The organism is Paenibacillus donghaensis, assembly GCF_002192415.1.
Taxonomy (GTDB): Bacteria; Bacillota; Bacilli; order Paenibacillales; family Paenibacillaceae; genus Paenibacillus_AQ; species Paenibacillus_AQ donghaensis.
Genome location: NZ_CP021780.1, coordinates 6147551 through 6169220, shown reverse-complemented (window position 1 = coordinate 6169220; position 21670 = coordinate 6147551). Strand labels below are relative to the sequence as shown.

Annotated in this window: 8 protein-coding genes; 7 read left to right on the top strand and 1 reads right to left on the bottom strand. The window is 49.3% G+C overall.

Going from position 1 to position 21670, the window contains the following annotated elements; genetic code table 11:
• Positions 1-248: 248 nt before the first annotated feature.
• From B9T62_RS27875 to B9T62_RS27845, 7 genes are all read left to right on the top strand, one after another.
• The gene (locus B9T62_RS27875) at positions 249-794 is read left to right on the top strand and encodes a PadR family transcriptional regulator (RefSeq protein ID WP_087918250.1); all 546 of its coding nucleotides are present in this window, start codon (positions 249-251) and stop codon (positions 792-794) included.
• A complete protein-coding gene (locus tag B9T62_RS27870; RefSeq protein WP_087918249.1) occupies positions 772-1269 on the top strand; it encodes a hypothetical protein in 498 nt (165 codons plus the stop codon). The genes B9T62_RS27875 and B9T62_RS27870 overlap by 23 nt, the downstream gene beginning before the upstream one ends.
• Positions 1270-1884: 615 nt before the next feature.
• A complete protein-coding gene (locus B9T62_RS27865; RefSeq protein WP_169834445.1) occupies positions 1885-16155 on the top strand; it encodes an S-layer homology domain-containing protein in 14271 nt (4756 codons plus the stop codon).
• A 141-nt stretch (positions 16156-16296) separates the two neighbouring features.
• Positions 16297-18126 (top strand): sensor histidine kinase, encoded by a 1830-nt coding sequence (locus B9T62_RS27860; protein ID WP_087918247.1) that lies wholly within the window; start codon positions 16297-16299, stop codon positions 18124-18126.
• Positions 18101-19255 carry a response regulator gene (locus B9T62_RS27855; protein WP_169834444.1) on the top strand — a complete coding sequence of 385 codons (1155 nt, stop codon included), beginning with the start codon at positions 18101-18103 and terminating at the stop codon, positions 19253-19255. The genes B9T62_RS27860 and B9T62_RS27855 overlap by 26 nt, the downstream gene beginning before the upstream one ends.
• A gap of 210 nt (positions 19256-19465) precedes the next feature.
• Positions 19466-19804, top strand: coding sequence for an exonuclease/endonuclease/phosphatase family protein (locus B9T62_RS39545; RefSeq protein WP_157794038.1), 339 nt, complete (start codon positions 19466-19468; stop codon positions 19802-19804).
• A gap of 204 nt (positions 19805-20008) precedes the next feature.
• The gene (locus tag B9T62_RS27845; RefSeq protein WP_087918245.1) at positions 20009-20548 is read left to right on the top strand and encodes a flavoprotein; all 540 of its coding nucleotides are present in this window, start codon (positions 20009-20011) and stop codon (positions 20546-20548) included.
• Between the two features lie 612 nt (positions 20549-21160).
• Here B9T62_RS27845 and B9T62_RS40955 read toward each other — a convergent pair.
• Positions 21161-21619, bottom strand: coding sequence for an aldo/keto reductase (locus tag B9T62_RS40955; protein ID WP_245864097.1), 459 nt, complete (start codon positions 21617-21619; stop codon positions 21161-21163).
• Between the last annotated feature and the right edge of the window lie 51 nt (positions 21620-21670).

The following is a 21670-nucleotide window of genomic DNA, read 5'->3' as shown; positions in this document are numbered from 1 at the left end:
TGTTTATATTGAAAAGCGTAGTACTCTCATTCTTCGATTCTATAATAGTCCAGCGTAGCTTGAATAATTTTTCTGAATAAAACTTTAGCAAATGCTATTGACAAATCGATCGTCAAATTATATATTTTACATATCGAATCGATATATCTCGATTATATATATGTGAATCTGCTATATGTAAACGGAGATGAGTTCCCTTTGATTTCAGAAGGAACATTCACTATGCCAGGAAGGAAGGGATAGATTTTATGTTGATTTATGTATTACTTGGGTTCCTCTGCGAAAAGGATATGACAGGCTATGAAATCAAGCAGAAGATGACGTTAAGTACTTCAAACTTTATTGATGCCAGCTTCGGCAGCATATATCCTATGCTGAAAAAAATGGAAAAGGGGGAGCTTATCAAGTATGAAGAAGTGGTAGAGGAGGGCAGATTCAAAAAATCATATGGGATCACGGAAAAAGGGAAGAGTGAATTTATAGAATGGTTAAAAACACCATGTACTTTTTCCCCTTTTAATTATGAGTATTTGAATAAGCTTTTCTTCTATAAATATCTTGACGATCTTGAAGTTGTCCAATTGATTTCCAGCTTTCAAACCACTGTCGCCAGTGAATATAACAAGCTTGCCTCGATAGAAGAGAAGCACGTTCACGAGATGGGTGTATATGAGCACGCGACGTTGATGTTTGGCAAGGAATATTATCAAATGATTATGAATTGGCACGATAGACTCACCAGAAAAATTACAGGAAAGAAGGAGAATGAACATGAGAATGACAAAGAATTTTAAATTGCAGATTGCAGCGAAAAATGTGGATTTGTACAAATGGGTAACTGAGATGACTCCAGCTGAATATGAATCATTTTCAAAAGGTCACAAGGCAATGGGCAGTTATTTTGAAAATGGCGAATTCTATATGGTTAATGTGGAAAATATGGGGAATGAGATGATCGTTCAGCACTATCAATTAAAAGAGCACAAAGAGGATCATTTGCGTTTCTACTCTGACCGGACAAAAGCATATATATGTCGATGGATACCAGCCATTGTTGGAGTTCCATGGGAAATGAAGGTCACGCCTATTGATAACTACTCTTGCGAACTTAGTTGTACGATTGGAGCGGACTTTCCATCTCGGCTACTGGCTTTTGCAGCATGGATAAATGGTTTTGGTGGATTCTTCATGAGAAAACATTTAGCCGATGAGGGCGGGAAATTTGCTAAAGATATAGAAAAGAAATTTAATAACGGCAGGTATGCATAATTCATGAACGAGCTGATTAGAAATTTAGACCAGTCCCATTCAAAGCGCGATCTGGTGCAGTGGGTGGAGTGCGCAGCGAATGGCTTAAGCTTGAGGCTCCCCGGTCCTTACACAAACTATTTTACGCCATCGGAAATCCCCTCTAATTTCGAAAACGCCCGCTGGAAAGGGAGGGCAGTTAGCTTTTTACACCCAGGAGCAAGGGGATGACATGCAAAGGAACTGAAGCGCAGTTTCAGCGTTTTCTTGTCACCCAACATGAATTCTTGCAAGCATGCGGTTGCCCATCCCAAGAGCTACTCACTTCTCTTATCTCTGTAATAATAGAATATTTCATCACCAAAAATATTATTTCTCGAACTAAAAAACCGCGAAGCCTTGCTGCTTCGCGGTTTTTCCTTGTTCCCCATCCAACTTTTTCATTATTCTTTTATTCGTTTCCTATAAACTCTTATATGAAAGCTATTAATCTGTCTATGAAAAAAGTCTCATGCCAAACCGATCAATGTCTATCGGCAGAAACCAGGCAAGGCCATAGATCTGTGAGGACAAGGATGATGTGATGAAAGGGGAATTAGATTGGAGAAACATTTGGCAAGAAAGTGGAGAATGCTCTTGCTCAATTGGCTTTTGATCGTGAGCCTGATAGTGGGTATGATTCAGCCCGGGCCTCTCTTGACGGGCAAAGCGGCCGCTGCTGCTGTGGACGGAGTTGCATCTATAGCGAATGACACAACAGGCCATTGGGCGGAGAAGCAATTGAACGAATGGATGGAGAACGGATACATTAAAGGCTTCCAAGACGGAAGTTTTCGCCCGGATCAGGCCATTGCGCGGATTGAATTTGTCACGTTAGTGAACCGGTTGTTTGCATACAAAGGAACGGCGGATATTTCCTTTAAGGATGTGCCCACTAAAGCCTGGTTCGCCTCTGAGGTGAGTGCCGCGTCACAAGCTGGGTATGTAAAAGGTTTCCCTGACGGGACCTTCCAGCCTAATAAGTCGCTTTCACGCGTGGAAGCAGCGGTGATGCTCGCCAAGCTTACGCCTTTACTGATGAAAGAGGGAGACAATCCTCTTGATGTGTTTAAGGATGCGGGCAGTGTGCCGGGCTATGGACGGGACGCGCTTAGCGCTCTGATGGTTGCCGGGTATATGAAGGGTTTTCCGGATCAAACGGTTGGTCCTGCTAAGTCGCTTACACGCGCCGAAGCGGTTGTGCTGCTGGACCGTATTTGGGAGCAGTCAACAAGCCATGCGGATGGAGGAATCGTTCCTCCGGCTAAGACGTTGGAAACGGGGGGCACGTACGGACCTGCTACAGGTTCATTTATGGTCGCCGGTGATCTTACCGTCAATGCTCCTGGCACTACCTTGCGTAATGTGATTGTAAAAGGAAATCTGGTCATCGGCCAAAAGGTTGGAGATGGAGACATCTACCTCGACCATGTTACGGTGCTCGGAAGTACCGCAATTAACGGCGGCGGGGCACATAGTGTACATATTGATAATTCGCAGCTCGGAGCTGTAGTCGTTGATAGAGCGGACGGCGTCGTGCGGGTTGTGATTGGCGGAACGACGATCATTAAACAGCTCGACGTTCAGTCGGATGCAAATATCGAGTCAAACCTAAACGGGACAACGTCCGGTGGCATCGAAGGTGTTGTGATCTCTTCGACGGGCGAGGTCACCTTATCCGGTGATTTCAACTCGGTTGAGATTAAGAGCAACGTCAAGGTAACCGTTGCCTCGGGTACAATCGCCCACATGGTAGTTAACGAGAGTGCCACTTCCTCGACGATTACGTTGAATGAAGGCGTTCAGGTGACCAGCTTGGAACTACATGGGACTGCCAGAGTAAAAGGTAAGGGGGAAATCGCCAAAGCACTGGTGGACGCTCCGAATGTTGTATTCGAAAGTAAACCGGGCAGTGTGGAGACTACGGATCGTGGAGATTACACCGTAGGTTCAACATCGGGCAGCGCAGGTGGCGGTGTTGCCGGCGGAACCGGCGGAGGTGGTACTGGTGGAGGTGGTACTGGCGGAGATGGCACTGGCGGAGATGGTACTGGCGGAGGCGGTACCACCCCAGTAGACCCTCAGCCGCAAAATGTTGCAGTTACCACAACGCTTCCATCATCAAGCGGCTTCTTGCTTAGCTTCAGCGACCCCGTTGCGAATCTAACGGCAGCGGATATCTCGCTGCAAGATACTGCGAATCATGCTGTGGGAATCACCTTTGTAGGTTCGCTGAACGAGGGAAGCTCTTACCGGGTAGCGGCTGCCTTAAACGAGGGTGAAACCTACTCAGTTACACTCTCCAAAACAGGTTATACCTTTGGCACATCTGTAACGTTTAGTGTGCCGGTTACGTCACCGGATGACATCGTGGTAGCCAAGACGGTGCAGAACATTAGTGCCGCAGGTTTTGGGGTCACGTTCGACAAACCGGTAACAGGATTGCAAACGTCGAATTTCACGCTGAAACGCAGTGCAACAGGCGAAGCTGTTCCACTTAACAAAATGACGCCGAATAGCGATGGGACTTCTTATCACTTAGCAGCATCCTTGCAAGAAGGCGTTACGTATTCGTTGACCGTCACCAAGGCGGGATACAACTTTGGTAACGCAGTGTCGGTGTTCGTTCCCGTCACGGACCCGAGCGTTATATCTGTGACCGCCGAGGTATACGGAATCGGAGAATCCGGTTTCCAAATATCACTTAACCCGCCGGTAGCAGGATTAACTCCTTCCAATTTTACATTGGTAGAAAAAGGCGGAAGAACACTACCGATTGACGGAGCGGTATCAACAGACGACGGCGGATCGTATGCGATCTCTGCGATTCTTGCCCCAGGCAGCACGTACACTCTCATTATTGAACATAGCGGGTATAGCTTTGGAGCGGCACTCGAAGTGGCAGTGCCAGGTGACTTGGTTGTGACTCCGGCTGTGAGTGACGTGACTGCAAGTGGATTCACTTTGTCGCTCGATCAGCCGGTACCTGGTCTGACTACCGAGAACTTCACCCTTAGTGGCAAGGATGGTCAAGCGGTCGATATCGACAACGCGGCAACCTCTGATGGGGGCAGCACTTATACTATTACCGCAGGATTGACCAAAGGTGAAACGTACAGACTCAACCTCCAGCAGGCAGGTTATAACTTCGGTGCGCCGTTAGAGGCGGCAGTGCCGGCCGAGGAGGGAGTGAAAGTAACCCCTTCGGTCAAAACTGTGAGAACTTACGGCTTTATCCTGACCATGGATCCAATCGTGCCGGCTTTAGACTCATTGAACTTAGTTCTAAAGAACGGAGCAGGCGAGGTAGTGAGCATCGACATGCTCAGCGCGGTGGTCGTTGGCAAAGAATACGAAGTCTGGGCGACGCTGGATAAGAACGGTACGTATACCCTCTCGTTAGATAAGGAAGGGTACGAGTTTACGGAACCTATCACGCTGACCGTGCAGCCGGAGGGAGTCCCCTCTTCGGTGGGGTGGATATCACATGGCGGATTCCAGATTGTTTTTCAAAATGCCATCTCGAGCGTTTCCTCCGACGAAATCACGCTAGAAGACCCGAGCGGTAAATCCGTCGCTGTAGGCGGCGTTCAGCTTAGCGCGGGTGGCAAGTCTGCGGTCGTGTCAGCGGATTTATCTGCGGCTGGTATTTATTCCTACCGTGTGGACATGTATGATGGCCGATTCGCTCAAGGAACCGTGGACGTTCCTGCATTGGTTGCGATAAGCAAGTATACGACGTATGACGGATATCCCGGAGGTTACACCGGTCTAACCATTTATTTTGACGTTGCGGTGCCGGGTTTAACCGCTTCAGCGTTTCAACTCAAGAATAGCAGCGGCGAGGTCATTGCTTTTGATTCGGTTTTGTCCCAAGGTGGCGGCAGTAGCTACGTGCTGCAAACCACGCAGATCAACGCAGGGGGTCCTTTCGTACTCGGCATCACGGCTTCGGGCTACAGTTTCGGAGATCCCACGACGCTGGGGAACGCAACCCTTAATTTGTGGAATGCGGGACGGAAGCCGACGCAGTTTATGGCCGGACTGAATCCGAGTGTGCCGGATTTGACGACAGATAACTTTACAGTCAAAGACGCGGCAGGCCATGACGTCGAAATTACCGATGTCACTTGGGACAGCCGGCAGCGGATATATGTGGTGACCTTTGATGGATCGGGCGGCCAAAGCTATTCCGTATCGGCCAAGGTCGACGGATACGACTTCGGCGCTCCGAAGACCATCCATGTGTACTCCCAGAACGCCATTATTGATCCTTCCTATACCGGATTCACACTCGTAATGGCGCCTCCGGTGAAGGTCAATACGCAATACGGCTTTAAGTTGACAAGGTCTATCGACGGTACGGCGGTACCCCTCCAAAAAATCGTGATGAACGACGATGAAGGCTCCAGCTACCAGATCTCGGCAACGCTTGCGCCGGGTTACTACAATTTGACGCTGGATGCGGATGTTGATCCGAATGTCCTCTCATTTGAGGTTCCGGTTGTTGCGACCCTTTCGGTCGATACAATCGCGGCCAATGGACTGGACGCGAAGCTGGACTACGCGCTGGATGGACTGGATGCGGGAACCTTTGTGCTGTTTAACAACGATACGGGCGACCAAGTGGATATTTCATCGGCAGTAACAGACGATCAAGGAAAAACGTATCATCTGTCGGCCCATTTGCCGGGAGGCAGCTACAATCTGAAATTGACCGGTCACCTGCCGGAGGCAGGCGTCGATTTCCAGGTTGCCGCCACAGCAGACGCGGGTGCAACGACCCTTTCCAATATTACAAACGCGGGTTTTGATCTTTCTTTTGACAATCCCGTACTCGGTCTGCTGCCTGCGAACATCACCATCAAAGACGCGCAGAATAACAAGCTGAGTGGTGTTGCCTTATCCACCAATGATCATGGCGGGACTTACCATGTTCGCGTAACGCTCGCGAATAACGCGGATTATACGGTAGAGCTGCAGAAGGATTATATGATCTTCGATTCGCCGGTCTCGTTCCATGTAAACCGGTTAATTACGGGAAGTGTGGCGGACGTAACGAACGACGGGCATTTGACGTTGAAGTTTGCACCTGCTTTCCCTGAGATCGAGAACTATTTGGGCTTGTCGTTAACAGATGAAGCGGGCACGGTTTATTATCCGAATCTGTTCGAGTCGGTTGATGGCGGAGCCAGCTACCAGCTGTATGTGCCGGGCAATAAATTGCACTCGGGCACAACCTACTACATCAGGCTTGACAAGGATGAATTCTCCATGAATCCGGTGTCCTTCATGTTGCCGCCAACGCTTACCGTTACAGAGGCGACAACGTCAAGCTTGAAAGTTCAACTGGATGGGCCGGTTCCGGGACTGGGCAAGAAGAATTTTATCCTTAAAAATGCATCAGGCGAGAGCGTTGCGCTGACTTCGGTGGCAACAGATGACTCCGGCGCCCACTATACCCTTACAGGCACATTTGTGGGCGGTCAAACGTATACGGTGCAGTACAAACCGGATGTCACGTATCAAGTGAATGATCCTGTTGCCTTCGCGGTCTCGAAGATTATCACGGCAACGATCAGCAATGTGACGGTCTTGGGGTTTAAGGTTCAGTTCAGCTCCAAAGTGGCTGGATTGACTCCGCAGCAAGTGATCCTTCACGATCCGAGCGGAGATCAAATCCCAACGACTGGGTACACTTTGAAAACTACGGATCGAGGTTTGAGCTATCTGGTGACTTTGACATCGGCCCTACCAGGCAAGGGTTACACCTTCGATTTGGTTAGAGATGAATTCAAACTGGCCTCACCGGTATCTTTTGATATTTCGCCTACAGTTTCCCTTAATTTGTTAGGTACAGCACTCAATAAAATTGTGGTGTATATTTCACCACTCTTGCCCGATCTGACCAAGGACAATTTCTCTTTGTTCGACAGCAAAGGCAAGAAGGTAACATTTACGGTGACCTACCAAGAACAAGGCAGTCTCTACAACATTGAAGGGCAGTTTGATCCGACCGAGACGTATACGCTCCAAGCCAATTATCCTGGCTACTTATTTGGAGCACCTCTTACCATCGGATTTAAAGTACGTGTGAACACCGTGATCTACGCACAAACGCAGAAGGGCTTCAAGATCGGGATGAGCCCGGCTGTTCCGGGTCTGAGCGCATCGGACATTACGATTACCGATGATTCAGGTAATACAGCTACGGTGCAATCTGTGCAAGCCACGAATGGCGGGGGCAATTATACGGTCCTCGTACCGCTCTCCGGCGGCAAAACGTACACAGTGAAAATAGCCGACAAGACGCCATATACCTTCGGCACATTTGATCCGTTCAAAATGAGTGCCTTGTCGGCAACCGTCGACCGGCAGTCTTTGACCAGTTTCTGGCTCAGCCTGTCCTCGCCGATTAGTCTGAGTCCGGCGAACTTAAACCTGGTTGACGACCAAGGCCAGTCCGTCCGCATTGAATCCTTGATTAGCCGGGATGCGGGACGTTCTTATGAGGCTTACGCTTCGCTCACCGCGGGCGTCCAATATTCGCTAAGCTTCAATACGCTCGGCTATGATTTCGGATCAGATATACCGGTATCCGTTCAGCCTGTAACGACAACGTTCGAAGGGATGGTCAGCGGAAACAACCAGGCGTTTACCCTCCGGTTTGACCATGCCATCCCAAACCTGCGTCCAAGCGACTTCATAATCCAGCAGGGAGGATTTCTTGTAACCTTCCCTGCATCAAATGTTACGACGGAGGATGGTGGTTACAGCTACAAAGTAGAAGCGAACTTCTATGGGGCGGAGCAGTACACGGTGCTTCCGGTCAAAGATGGATATGACTTCGGGGCGGCGGTTGTCCTCGACGTGCCTGTTATCGTAAGTTCTGCGATTCTGAGAACCGGAGCCTCTTACGTGGATATTGGCTTAAACTCAGCCGTTCCCGGGCTGAACGCCAGTGATTTTACGTTGAAAGACAGTTCAGGACAACCGATAGCCATTTCGTCAGCCGTAACGGCTGACGAAGGCGGGACCTATCGCATTAAGGCTTCCTTTATCGGAGGCGAAAATTATACGATTACTCTGGATCACGCGGGATATGACTTCGGAGAAGAACTGTCAGTCGATCTCCCAAGTGCCATTACGAGTGAGATTGGAGCCGTGAATACACAAGGAATAACGATCCTGCTGACTTCGGCTGTCGGTGGACTGCAAGCGAGCAGCTTTACGCTTCTCGACTCCGCTGGCGATGCGGTCGCTATCGATTCGGTCTCGGAGTTGAACGGGGGAGCGGGTTATACGCTGGCAGCTGATCTTACGGCTGGGGCGGCCTATACGCTTGCGTTGTCGGCTCCGGGTTACGACTTTGGCTCCCCGCTTGCAGCCGCTGTGCCGATTCCGGTTGGCATTGCTTATGCAGATATTCAGAGCGCCGAGCTGACGGTGAAGCTGGAGCCAGCCGTTCCGGGGTTAAGCGCAGTAAGCTTTAAATTAGTGGATGCTCAAGGCAATTCGGTCTCCGCCGCTTCGGCAACCACGACAGACGGCGGTGCGACATATGCCGTGCAAGCGGCACTGCAATACGGAGAAACCTACAGCCTAAACCTTGTGAAAAACGGATATGATTTTGGAACGGGCCTGCCATTTACGGTACTGAAGCCGGTAACCCAATCGGTTGAGGCACTGTCCAAGAAGGGGTTTACCTTGCGGCTGCAAACCGCTGTTCCTAATTTGAAAGTTAGTCATATCCTGCTGACGGACAGTAACGGTGAGGCCGTAGCGATTGATTCTCTGGTGACTGCTGACGGCGGATTAACCTATCAAGCAGCGGCGAAGCTGACAGAAGGGGCGGCATACCGGTTAGCGGTTACAGCGCAAGGTTATGATTTTGGTCCATCTGTTCATTTGGATGTACTGCCTATGCTGGAACTGTCAGCAACCGCAATTAACGCCTACGGATTTAACCTGAATCTGAGTAAGGCAATTCCAGGTCTGAATTTGGCTGTGGTTCATCTAACCGACTCAAGTGGTCAGAGCATCACGCTGAACAGCACCTCGTTCTATGATGCTAACCCGAACACAGCCGATGCGGGTAAAATGTATTTCGTACGTGTTCCTCTATCAGCCGGTCAAACCTATACGATCTTTATTCAAGATCCGGCTCACCCCACGGAAGGTCCGCTCGAAGTGGTTCTGCCGATTGTGGTGGGCAGCCAGGTAACTAGTGCGGACGTTAGCGGAATTAAGCTGCGGCTTGCTCAAGCGGGAATAGATTTGCTGACTTCGGACGTTATGCTTCTAACGGAAGCAGGCGATAAGGTAACGGTAGCTGGCATCGTTCCCGGAACGGATGCCGGAACTTATACGATTCAAGCGCTGCTGGCTGAGGGGGAGACTTACTCGCTGAGCTTGAAGAAACAAGGGTATGACTTCGGCACAGCCGCTAGCGTTTACGTGGCGTACCGGGTCACGGCCAGCATCGCAAGTGTGAATGAGAACGGCTTTACCTTAAGTCTGAGCTCTCCGGTTCCGGATTTGAACCTCACCCTGCTTGACGGCAGCAATCCGGCAACGCTCGGCACCGTGTCGACTTCTGATTACGGTCAAACGTATAAGGTCACGGTGAACCTGGCCTACAATAAGGAATTCAAGCTGCGGGTAGGCAAAACAGGTTACGATTTCGGAGCGGATCTGACGGTGAACAATGTAAGCGCGCCGCCGCAATTGATCGATGCCTCCTCCAGCGAAAGCGGCACGCAGGTCATTCTTACTTTTGATAAGCCGCTGACCAGCGTGGCTTCCAGTTCATCCTTTTCCGTCAAGATCGACTCCCAGTGGCAAAGCTCAGTAGTTTCCACGCTCGGTGCCGATCCGGCGCAAATCATTTTGACCTGGAGCAGCAGCGGCCGGACTATTAGTTCCACCTCAACGGTATCCCTTGCTTATACAGGGATAAATAGAGTGAAAGCAGTGAATCAGACGTATCTGGCCGCTTTTGATGAATTGCCGGCCTCGAATGTAGCAACACTGCTCGGATTTGTCTCAAGTTATGCCTACAAGAACGACGCGGCTTATCCGGCGCAGGTGCTTCATAAACAATACGGCAAGTCAGCGCTGGAGACAGCTCAATTGCTCAGAGAAGGCGGGTTTAAATCAGCTAACCTTTACCGGGCCATTCTTATAGAGTATGTCATGATCAGTTCCGAGATGGCTCCCATACTCTATGCGATGGATGCGGATGCAACATCGATCTATGATGCCTACAATTCGTTTAAAGCTCCCTACGCTTCCTTCGACTACTTGGTTGTCGGACAATTGTTCTCCGCAGGCTATTCTGCCAGTGACATTGGCCCAGCCCTGCGGAAGTTCGGCTTCCAGAGCAAGGATTTAATGGGGTATCTGAAGCGTTACAACGTATCCACATCCGAAGCTGCCAAGATTCTGAAGGTCAACTTCAATGAGACGAGCGATAATACAGTTCTGTTGCTCAGGTCTGCGGGCTACGATAGAAACGGGATTGCAGGGGCCGTTCAGAACACCTATGGACTGAGCAATGCGGCAACAGTGGTTGCGCTGGCTGGCGGCAAGCAGTCGGCAAGCGATACGGCCGCAGTAATCAAGGACCTTTATCAGGCTGATGCGGTTACAAGTGCCACATGGTTGTCTCAAGCTGGATATTCGGCAAGCGATGTGAGCGGGGCGATTGCGTTATATTATAGCTTTGCAGGCGCGGATGAAGCAATTGAGGCCTTTTTCGGCGCAGGATTCTCCGCTTCTTACACCTATTCACTGCTGCGGAGAGAATATGCGCAGCCTGATGCGGCAATTGCGCTGCTGAATGCCAAAGTGTCTGCCAGAGTAGTTGCCGAAGCGGTTAAATCGGCGGGTGATGGCGCGTCAGTGATCATTAGCGCGATGCTCAGCAGCAACTATGATATTAAAGAAATCTCTATCTTGGTGAACAGTTTATGGGTGTCTTCGGGCACATCGTTAAGCGATGTATTAGCGCAGTTCGCCGGCAGCGGATTTAATGTTTCAGCGCAAGCCACTTTGTTGCGGGAACAGTTCGGTGCCGACATCCCGGCAGCGATTGCCGCTCTGTATCCGGGACTTACTCAGCAGCAGCGCAATCATATCCTTAAGTATCTTCTGGATGGGGGATATGATCCGGTTCAATTAGCGGATTATAATTTGAAGCATGGCAGCGACCGTGACGGATTGTTCAGAGAGTTCAGGCTCGCTGGCAGGACGTCCGTTCAATCGCTGCAGAGTGTTCATGACGCCACCTTGCAAGGTGGAGCGTCGTTCACGCTGAGTGATGCAATACAGCTCTTCTACAATGATTACAATAACCGTTACGAAGTTTCCGAGGTGCTGGCCGCTCTCCGGACAGTATTTGCTCAAGATCCAAATGTAACGGCAGACGCCACCGCGATGGCGACGGTCCTGAGCAATTCGCAAATGTGGGATAAATACGAAATTGCCAAAGTCTTGATTAAACAGATGGGCGTAACGATGCAGGATTGGGTGGAGCTGGAGCGGACGAATGCTTTTGCCAGATTTGGCTGCGCATGCGATGTGCGGACGGTTGTCAAGGATACCCAATTGTTATTCGCTGGCGCAACGCTTCCGGATATTACCGTAGCCATGAGTGTATCCAGCCAGTACACCCTCGACATGATCGTAGAGGGAACGATTAACCTCTATCCGACGGAGGGGGTCAGAGCGAAGGGAATGCCTTACCTGATGTCTGCGCTGAAAAATGCGGGGTATTCCTTCGAAGAGGTGGCTGCCGAGTTCGACAGCAAAGGGTGGACCGAATGGATTGCTGTCTTCAGCAAATACGGCATTGCGGCAAGTGATGTCACGGCCTATTTGAAGAATAAAGGCCTTACCATGGACCAAGTAATTGATCAGTTGGCTCCATATCCACTTAAGGATAGAGCGCTGGTGCTGCGCGAGGCTTACGGCCTCGATGCAAGTGCAGCAACGCCGCTGCTGCTTCAGCATACGGGTGAAGACCAGGAAGCTATCGCCCGTGCGCTTGCCTGGGCATACGGCAGCGATCCCATCGCGCTTTGGATTCAGACGCTCCGGGTGCAGGGAGCTACGGCATCATCCGTGATCAACACACTCTCCGCGCGTTATCCTTCTTTCTGGGATGCAGGCAAGGCTGGTCCTGCCCTGATCCAAGGCGGATTCAGTCAGGATGAGGTGATGAAGGGGCTGCTTATCCATGCTTCTGTACGCAACAATCTGCAGGCGACCATTGGGCTGCTGCAGTCGTTATATGGCCAGCAGCAGGTCACCATCGCTCAGCTTCTGACCGCTGCGTCGATCGACTCGCCAGAGGACGGACTGGAGTTTCTGCAAAAAGGCGGCTACAAGCTGCCGGACATTGCCCGCGCTTTGAAAGATTATTATGGGCTTACGGCTGGAGAAGCAGCAAAGCTGCTAACCGCCGCTTACCCTAATAATCAGAGCTTGATCCTCTCGGGTCTTGCTTCCGTATACGGACAGACGCTGGGTTCCACGGTAGCAGAAGCACTGCAAGAGAAGGGCATCACCGACATTGGCGGGGCGATTGATTATTTGTGGAATGCTGGCTTTGCGCCCCAAGAAATCGCAGGTGCAGCCAAAGAAGCATTTAACCAAACGGTGGGTCAAACGGCGCTGCTCTTCGTGCAGAAGAATATTCTCACAGATAAAAATGTGTTGATTACGACGATTGCAGCTGTATACGGCCAGTCCATAGAGGGGACGATTCATGCGCTGCTTGCTCAGCAGGGAACGACTTCCTTTGAGAGTGCCATCTCCTTCGTCTACCAGTCTCATTTCAGTCTGGCGAGCAGCATCAAGCTGGCCAAAACGGAATACGGATTATCCGCCGGAGATGCTTTGCAGGCTCTGACGAGTTCCAATCTGTACCGTCAAGCGGATATCGTTTCGGGAATCACGGATATTTACAGAACCTCGCCGCGCGATAGCATCGTGGATTCATTAACGGCAAGCGGTCTGGTCACACTCGGGTCTGCCGTGTCTTTCCTGCAAAACATGAAGTTTGATCTGAATGGGATCGTACGGGTGGGTAAAGAGCATTACCAGCTGACAGCCGGAGAGACAGCCGCCGCATTGATTGCGGAAGCTTCTTATGGCCAAGCGGATATTCAGAACGCGGTGTCCTATGTATACGGGCAAAATCTCACGCAGACGACGCTGGATACGCTGAGCGCGCTTGGCATTACCGTGTTCGCCGATGCGGTGCCGCAGCTGAAAACAGCAGGACTTACATTGTCCGATCTGGTGCTTGCGGGCAAAACGTATTATAATCTCGCAGCTGGTGAAATCACCTATGCTCTGCTGCAATCGGAAGCTTTCTCTACAACGGACATATTGGCTGCCGTGGCGCAATACTACGGGAAACCGCTGAATGAAAGTCTGGATGACCTGCTGAAAAATAGCGGCATCGCCAAAATCAATGATGCCGCTCCGTACCTTCGTTGGATGGGGTACACCTTGCAGGATGTGATCGAAGTGTCCAAAGACTATTACGGCAATTCGTCCCAGGCAACCATAGATGCGCTAAATACGCTCCATTTCGAGGACAGCAGCATCATTGAGTGGACTGTTCTGCATATCTATGGCGAAGATTCGGATGGAGAATCTGCGCCCGGTACACCTCAAGACATACTGCAAGGAGCCGGGATTACGGAAGATAACGCGGCTGTCGCTTATCTGTGGACAGCAGGCTACTCGCTCTATGACATTATCAAAATGTTGAAAGAATACAGCGGCAAATCAGCAGCGGATACCGCTGAATTGTTAATTGCGAATGGCTCTTTCGAAGCTTCTGCCATTCTAAGCAATCTAAATACCGTTTACGGCACAGCGTTTGATGCAGCAATGCTGAATATCTTTATGACAAAAGGCATCTTCACAAGCGCAGAGAATGCTGCTCTAGCCTTAAGTGGGAGCGGCTACCGGATGGCATATATTGCTGAAATGCTGAAGAAGAGTTATGGCAAGACGGGAGCGGAAACGAAGGCCATCCTGACCGGCCTGGGCATCTATTCAGCCGATGCGGTTCAATCGACCGTAGATCAGGTGTACTTCTCGGTGGGGACCTCATCGGGTACGCTGCAGCAGGTCCTTGATCTGTACGGAATTACAACCGCCGAAGGCGCCGTCTCGTTATTAACCAAGCAAAACACTCCGGTCCAGGATATCCTCCAATATTTGAAGGATGCTTACAATAAGGGAGCCGATGAAGCGACAGCGCTTCTGGCCCCATACTACAAAGGTCCAGAGCTTGGTATTGCTGTCACCACGGTTTACTACAGCAGTACGAATATCGGCTACCTGGCCAAAACGATTCCGGCAGCTTACACTGGAACACCGGGTACGGTAGCGGGCTATATGAAAGGCAAGTTCACGGATTCGGACATTGTGCTTGCGCTTAAAGTCATCTTTAATCTGGATGCCTTGGGCGTACAGGATGCGATTTCATCTACTGTAATGACGGCGGAACGTGTCCGCGCGGCCGTCGCCGAAGTGTTCGGAGACGATCCACTCTTTGCCTATCTGAAGCGCATGAAGGATCAAGGTGCGAATGCAAACGACGTGGCTGCCGAGCTGGACGTTCGGGGTTTGCTGGAACTGGCACCCTCCAGTTATCTGGTAGGTACGCTGCGGGAGCTTGGTTACGACAACGCGAGTATTCTGAAGATGCGGTACAACTACTATAATGATACGCGTCAAAATGCAGGCACCGAAGAAGAGCAGGGAGCAGAGTTGGTTCAGCTTGGTGTCAATACGCCTGCAGCCATCGTCCAATATTTGCGAAAGTGGAACCTGCTCCCGTACAAAGTGATTAAGATTGTCAAAGCAGGCTTGCCGGATGCGCAGGCCGCAGACATTGCCCTCGCTATGCGTGAACAAGGCTACGACGGTATTGCGATCATGGGAGGACTGAGTGCGGTAGGTGAAGGCGGCGATGCGATTGCCGGGATTTTGAGAAAGCTTGGACTTTCGGCACCGGATGCAATGGTCTTCCTGAATGACCGGTCATCGGATGAGCAGCTTCAATGGCTGATCAGCAATGGCTATACGCCAAGCGAGTACATCAAATACAGGAATGTACAGTCCGATAACACGATTGCTGTTCTGAAGCAGCAGTTAGGCCTGTCCGCGACCGATATCGCAAAACTGCTGAACCGGTACAAAGGAAGTCTGAGCTACTATGCCGTTGCCAAAGCGCTATATGATGGGGGATTCACGAAAGTCAGCGACGTTGCTGGCGCCCTGATTGAGACGCGTAACCGACCGGTATGGGTTCTGGGAACCCTTGTAGGAATCGGCGGCTGGACACTTCAAGATGTAGCCCAAGGCATGCTGGATTCAGGTCTGATCTCTCTCGTCGATCTGGTGGATGCGCTCCAGATGGCAAACGGCGGTGTTTTGAAGGAGACCTATCGAATTATTAAAGCGATTTCGACCCGCGAAAGACAGCAATTCTATGACAGTCTGGATTACGTGGAACGCAAACTGCTGGACAACAACGAAATTGCCATGATCATCACAGTGTCCGCAATGCGGAACGCGAATATCAGCATTTCGGCTGTTACGAATCAGCTGAAGGTGACGGAAGTCATCGAGCCGGAGGATGCGCTGAAAGTGCTGATTGTATCCGGATTTAACGTACTCGATTCTGTGGGCGCTGTATGGGATGTCTATCGGGATTATATCGGCGCAAAGATTGTCCTTAAGATGTTCGAGAAAGCGGCAGGTCAGTATATTTCGGATTTCAAAAATTACTACAAGCTGGTCATGACGTTATCGAAAATCGTTTATAAGTTAACTAGTTAAGATTTTAGGCAACATGAAGGCCGATCCGGGTATGGATCGGCTTTTCCTGTAACCGGCAGGGAGAGCGGGAAGCGTGGACACTAGAGTATAGAAGGTGCTATCCTATTTTAGTAGATTCTTAATATTAAGGGAGACGCAGCCGTGGACATTAGACAATGGATGTCGATTATGCTTTTTGTCGCAACGGCACTGATGTTGTTTGTCTCTTTCTTGTCCTATCAGAAAAGACATCTGCCTGTTGCTAAAACGATGATTTTGATTATGCTGGCAGCGGCTTTTTATGCGTTCGGTTATGCGCTCGAAGTACTTAGCGGGAGCTTAAGCGACGTGAAGCTGTCGCTACAAATCGAATATGTAGGCATTCCATTTGTGTCTGCACTTTGGCTTTTTCAAGTCATCCAATTCACCGGAACGGCAGCCCGCTATCGAAAGCGGCTCGCTGTGCTGCTATTCCTAATCCCCACCGTCGTATTTTCCCTTCATTTAACCAATGATTGGCATCATCTGATCTATGAACGTTATCTCCTGAATCCGGTGTCTTCGGTTTCCCTATATAGCACGGTGAAGGGACCTTGGTATAAGGTGCACACCGTCTATAATTATCTGATTTTGATCAGCGGGATTGTGCTCTTTATGCCGATGTATGTGCGGGCATTGCCGATTGTGCGGAAGCAGATTTTTGTTTTGCTGCTGGGTGCGGTCGCCCCTATGTTTTTCAACTTGTTCCTATGGACCGGAACGAGTATTGATTTTACCCCGTTTGGATTTGCTGTATCGGGGGTTGCTTATGCCTGGGGAATTCTCAGGTTCAATCTGCTCCGCTTGACGCCTCTTGCGATGGCCCGGGTATTCGAAACCATCCGCGATGGTGTCATCCTGTTTGATTATGAGAACCAGATCGTCAGTTACAATCGGGCGGCAGAAAAGGTGATTCCGGAGCTGGGTTTGATGAAACGTTACCCGGTAGATATGGCGGAAGTGTTGTCTGGCAGCCCGGAACTGCTTGAACGTGTTAGAGCCGCTGGCGATGGGGATGAGCGTTTTCCGTTCGAACGGTTCCATGTAAACCGGAAGCTGTACTATAACTGCAGCTTGTCTTTTATTTACGATACGGGTAGCACGCCAATCGGTAAAATTCTGATGTTCAGCGATATTACGGAGTTGAAGGAGAGCGAAGCCCGGCTGCGCGAGAATGCCCGGCAGCTGTCCGAGCTAAACGCATTTAAAGATAAGCTGTTCACGATCGTGGCCCATGATATTCGCGATCCGATCGCGCTTCTGGTCAGCCTGACGGAGCTGCTTGGCGATGAACTGACCATCGCAGACTTTGAACATGCGGAGGTCGTCCGGGAACTCAAAGGGCAGGTCCAGAACACCTTTCAGCTTGTGGAGAATTTACTGGATTGGTACCGCAGCCAGAAAGGGAAAGTTTCCTTTCACCCGCAGGGCTGGAGTTTGCAGCAAGTTGTCAGGCAGGCATTGGTACTGTCAGGCACGAAAGCCGGGATGAAGCAAATTCGGATGACAGAGAAAATTGGCGGCCATCTTACGGTCAGAGCAGATAAAGAGATGCTGGACCTTATCCTCCGCAATTTGCTGTCAAATGCCATTAAATTTACTGGAATAGGTGGCAGCATTGAGGTTGGAGCCGTGCTCGAAGGCACCCAGATCATCGTGTCCGTACGGGACAACGGGGCGGGGATTGATGAACAGACGGCGGAAATGCTGCGCTTGGAGGAGCCCATCTTAAAAGCGCCGGCTGCCGGGGACGATTCTGGGGAAACAAGATTTGGGCTTGCATTGACCCGCGAATTTGTCCGTATTCATGGCGGAAACCTTTGGTTCGAAAGTGAGCCGGGGATAGGGACCATCTTCTCTTTTACCTTGCTGGGTTCGGCGGGGGAGAGCGATACGATTAATCATGGCGGAAGAGAGGAGGAAGTTTATGAAGGTTATTCTGGTAGACGATGAGCGGACGATACATCTGATTCTTAGTAAAATGTTGCTCAAGCTGCCCGAAGTCCACATAGTTGGTACTTTTACGGATACGAAGTCTGCAGCCTCTTTTTTAAGCGAGAATCCGGATGTCGCACTTGCATTTGTAGATCTTTCTATGCCGGGTGAGACCGGCATGGAATTCGCCGCCAGGATGGAAGCATCAGGTTCCCCGGTACAAATCGTGTTTGTAACCTCGCATAAGGAATTTGCCCTGGAAGCTTACGATTTGTCCGTGCTGGACTATTTGGTCAAACCCGTCTCCCAGGAGAGATTGCAGCGTGCGGTTAACCGTGCGCTGGACAATCGGCGGGTTAACCAATCCTCTCCGCTTTCAGCGCAGGTTTCGGTTTCGACAAGTTTGAATAGGGTGGCTTTGACAATGCTTGGCAATGTCGCCGTGAGCAACGAATCGGGCCGCGTCAAATGGATTTCGCGGAAATGTGCAGAACTGTTCGCTTATTTGCTCCTTTACCAGGGGAAACGAATCCCCCGTTCCAGACTGGTTACGGATATTTTTGGAGGTATGCACCGGACAAATGCGGAGAGCAATCTCAACACAACCGTCTATCAACTGCGCAAGTCTTTGGAGCCGCTAGGTCTACGGGAAGTTGTACGCTCGGAAAACAACGGATATGCACTCGAATTGAAAGAGCCAATGATCGACTACTTGGCATTCGAAAAGCAGGTGGAGAAGCTGCAAGCTATTGATCTCGGTAATATCGAGACGGCATTGCAAATCGAACGGTTGTATACAGGGGACCTGTTTGGGGACAAAGCCTACGTATGGGCCATTCATGAAACCGAACGTTATGCGAAACTGTACGCCTCGTTCGTTAAACGGCTTGCTGAAGTGCTCATTTCCATGCAGGATACAGCTTCCGCCTCCAGGCTGTTGTTGAAGCTGAACAAGCGTAATCCGTTTGAAGAATCGGTAATCCGGCAGCTGATGACCATACACGAAATGACCGGGGACAAAAAAGGACTAAACGCGGTCTACACCGACTACGTCCGGCTGCTCAGCCGGGAGCTTGGCATCCGTCCTTCCAGTGAGCTGATTTATTTGTATGATTCGCTGGTACGGCGGATAGCGGAGAAGAAGTAGGCACCTCATAAATAAATAAGGGACTTCATTATTATAGATTCAAGTAGAATTTTCCAGTCAACGCCAATGCCTAAGAAAAGAACTTCGGCAGGTTTTTTCAAGAGGAGGTAAAAATAATACAAGAATTAAGTTCGAGAGTGGAACCGTCCATATACTGTATTTCTATTACACGAACTTGATATTATCGCTTTGCAGGAGGTCAACCAATCCATGCATGAGCGGCCTCTGTCTGCTACAAAACTGGAGCATTATTATACTACTGAAACCGACACAGTTATAACAATTTTCGCACTCGTAAAAATCCTCGGTGTGCAAGTGGTCATTGAACAACAGGCTATCTGGTTTGATCTTTATTCAACAGCCCTCAGCAAAGATGACGGAGCGACGGTGGTCAAAGCCATTGGCGACTGGAAGGATAACAGTCAGCCATTGCGGATCGATTATATTTTTGCCAACCATTTGGTAAATGCCAAATCCTCGACCGTTGTGCTCAATGGCACGAATGGTCCAGTTGTATCAGATCATTATGGTGTAGCTGTGGAAATCTAATTAAGTGGGTAGTAGCAGGAAATAATAAGCCGTCAGGGGGTCTCCCCGAAAGGATGGGCAGGTGCCTTTTTCGTGAATTCAGTAAAAGGTTTGAATAAGGGGCGAATGGGTGTTTGCTATTGGGCCATTATAGGTCACCAAATATTAGTTAATCAACAGGCCTGGTTTGAAGACAATTAATATAATCTACGGGGGGATATTCAGGTGTTGAAAACCAAGAAAATACTGGTCGGTGTATGTGGAGGAATTGCTGCATATAAGGTAGTTGAAATTGTGAGTATGTTAAAAAAAATGAATGCAGATGTACATGTTATCATGACGGAAAGTGCGGTGGAATTTGTCAAACCACTAACCTTTCAATCCATAACACATAACCCGGTAATCTATGATATGTTCTCCGAACCGAAGAAATGGAATATTGAGCATGTTGCATATGCCGAGATGGCAGATCTTTTTCTGATAGCCCCAGCTACGGCTAATATCATTGGAAAGGTATCCGCCGGGATCGCAGATGATATGCTGTCAACAACTATTATGGCAACCCAAAAGTCAGTTTTGTTTGTGCCTGCAATGAATGTGAAAATGTTCACGAATCTAATTGTTCAAGATAATATAAGAAAATTAAAGAGATATGGATATAACTTCATAGAGCCGGAATATGGAAGACTGGCATATGGTGATAATGGCTTGGGAAGATTCCCTGAATCCCAGAAGGTAATATCATTGATCACAAAATTATTGTAAATCAAAAAAATGGGATTAAAACACATGCAAAAAGAGGGAGCATATTTTTGTAACTTAAAATACGGATAAAAACGTGAAACACTTGATCTTACTCACTTTTTCAGGAACCAACTATAATGTCACTGAACAGTTTTTGTCAGAGAACTGACATCGAGAATATCAACATGATTTTTATTGGGGCTGCCTTCGGGTAGCCCTGTTTTTAATATTCTTTGAAAGTGGCCATGGAGTCCGTAACTCCCGCAAAAGTGGCGTCAGCAGCGGAGGGCGCTGGGGTCCGTAACTCTCAGCATGATGGGGTTAGCCGTGAACTAGCGGTAGAATTTCTTGCCTGGGCCTAAGTAGTAACGTTTTATTGCAGAAGGGAGGGCTCAAGGAAGAGACGAGGACTAAATATTAAACCGTTCGTAAGGGAATGACACAGGCGAAGGAGTGTAACCCTTCGCCTGTGTTGGGCTAACAACCAGGCGAGAGCGACTTGTGCAGTTTCCTTTATTCAGAGCAAATGTCTTTAACTGTTCAATATGATTGAGATTGGCAAGGAGGGCTTCCTTTTGGAATAGAGGATTATTCATACGGGACATGTCATTGAATGTATCATTCTTCGTGTATTTACCGGCAAGCAGCCCGTCTGCAAGTGGATAAATAGGGAATAACCGATATTTGGTTCTCTAAACAATAAGGTATGATTTCCGCTTCGGCAGTTCTCACGAGCAAATTATATTGAACCTGAAGGACATCCAATTGATGGTTGGTATTAAATTCTAACTCTGCAAGTGGGGTTTTGGTATCCGGGAAGTGAAGGAAGTACATATCCAAATAATCCGTTTGCAGTCTTGTCAGGCTGTCTTCAACAGCTTGCCTCAGCGCTGAACGACTATTATCTATTTCCATGACTCCGTCGACAAATTTGAAATCAGGAGAAGCCTTCGTGGATATAACAAGACGATCGCGGTCGCCTCTTTCTGTAATGATTTCACCAATTAGTTCTTCGGATCTCCCGAATCCATAGAGATATGCTGTATCAATAAAGTTAATAACTTCATCATGATTGTTTTCTCCTTTATGCATTTATTTTGAGAATAAATGCATCTTACAACTTGGAGTCAACTTCAAGTCAAG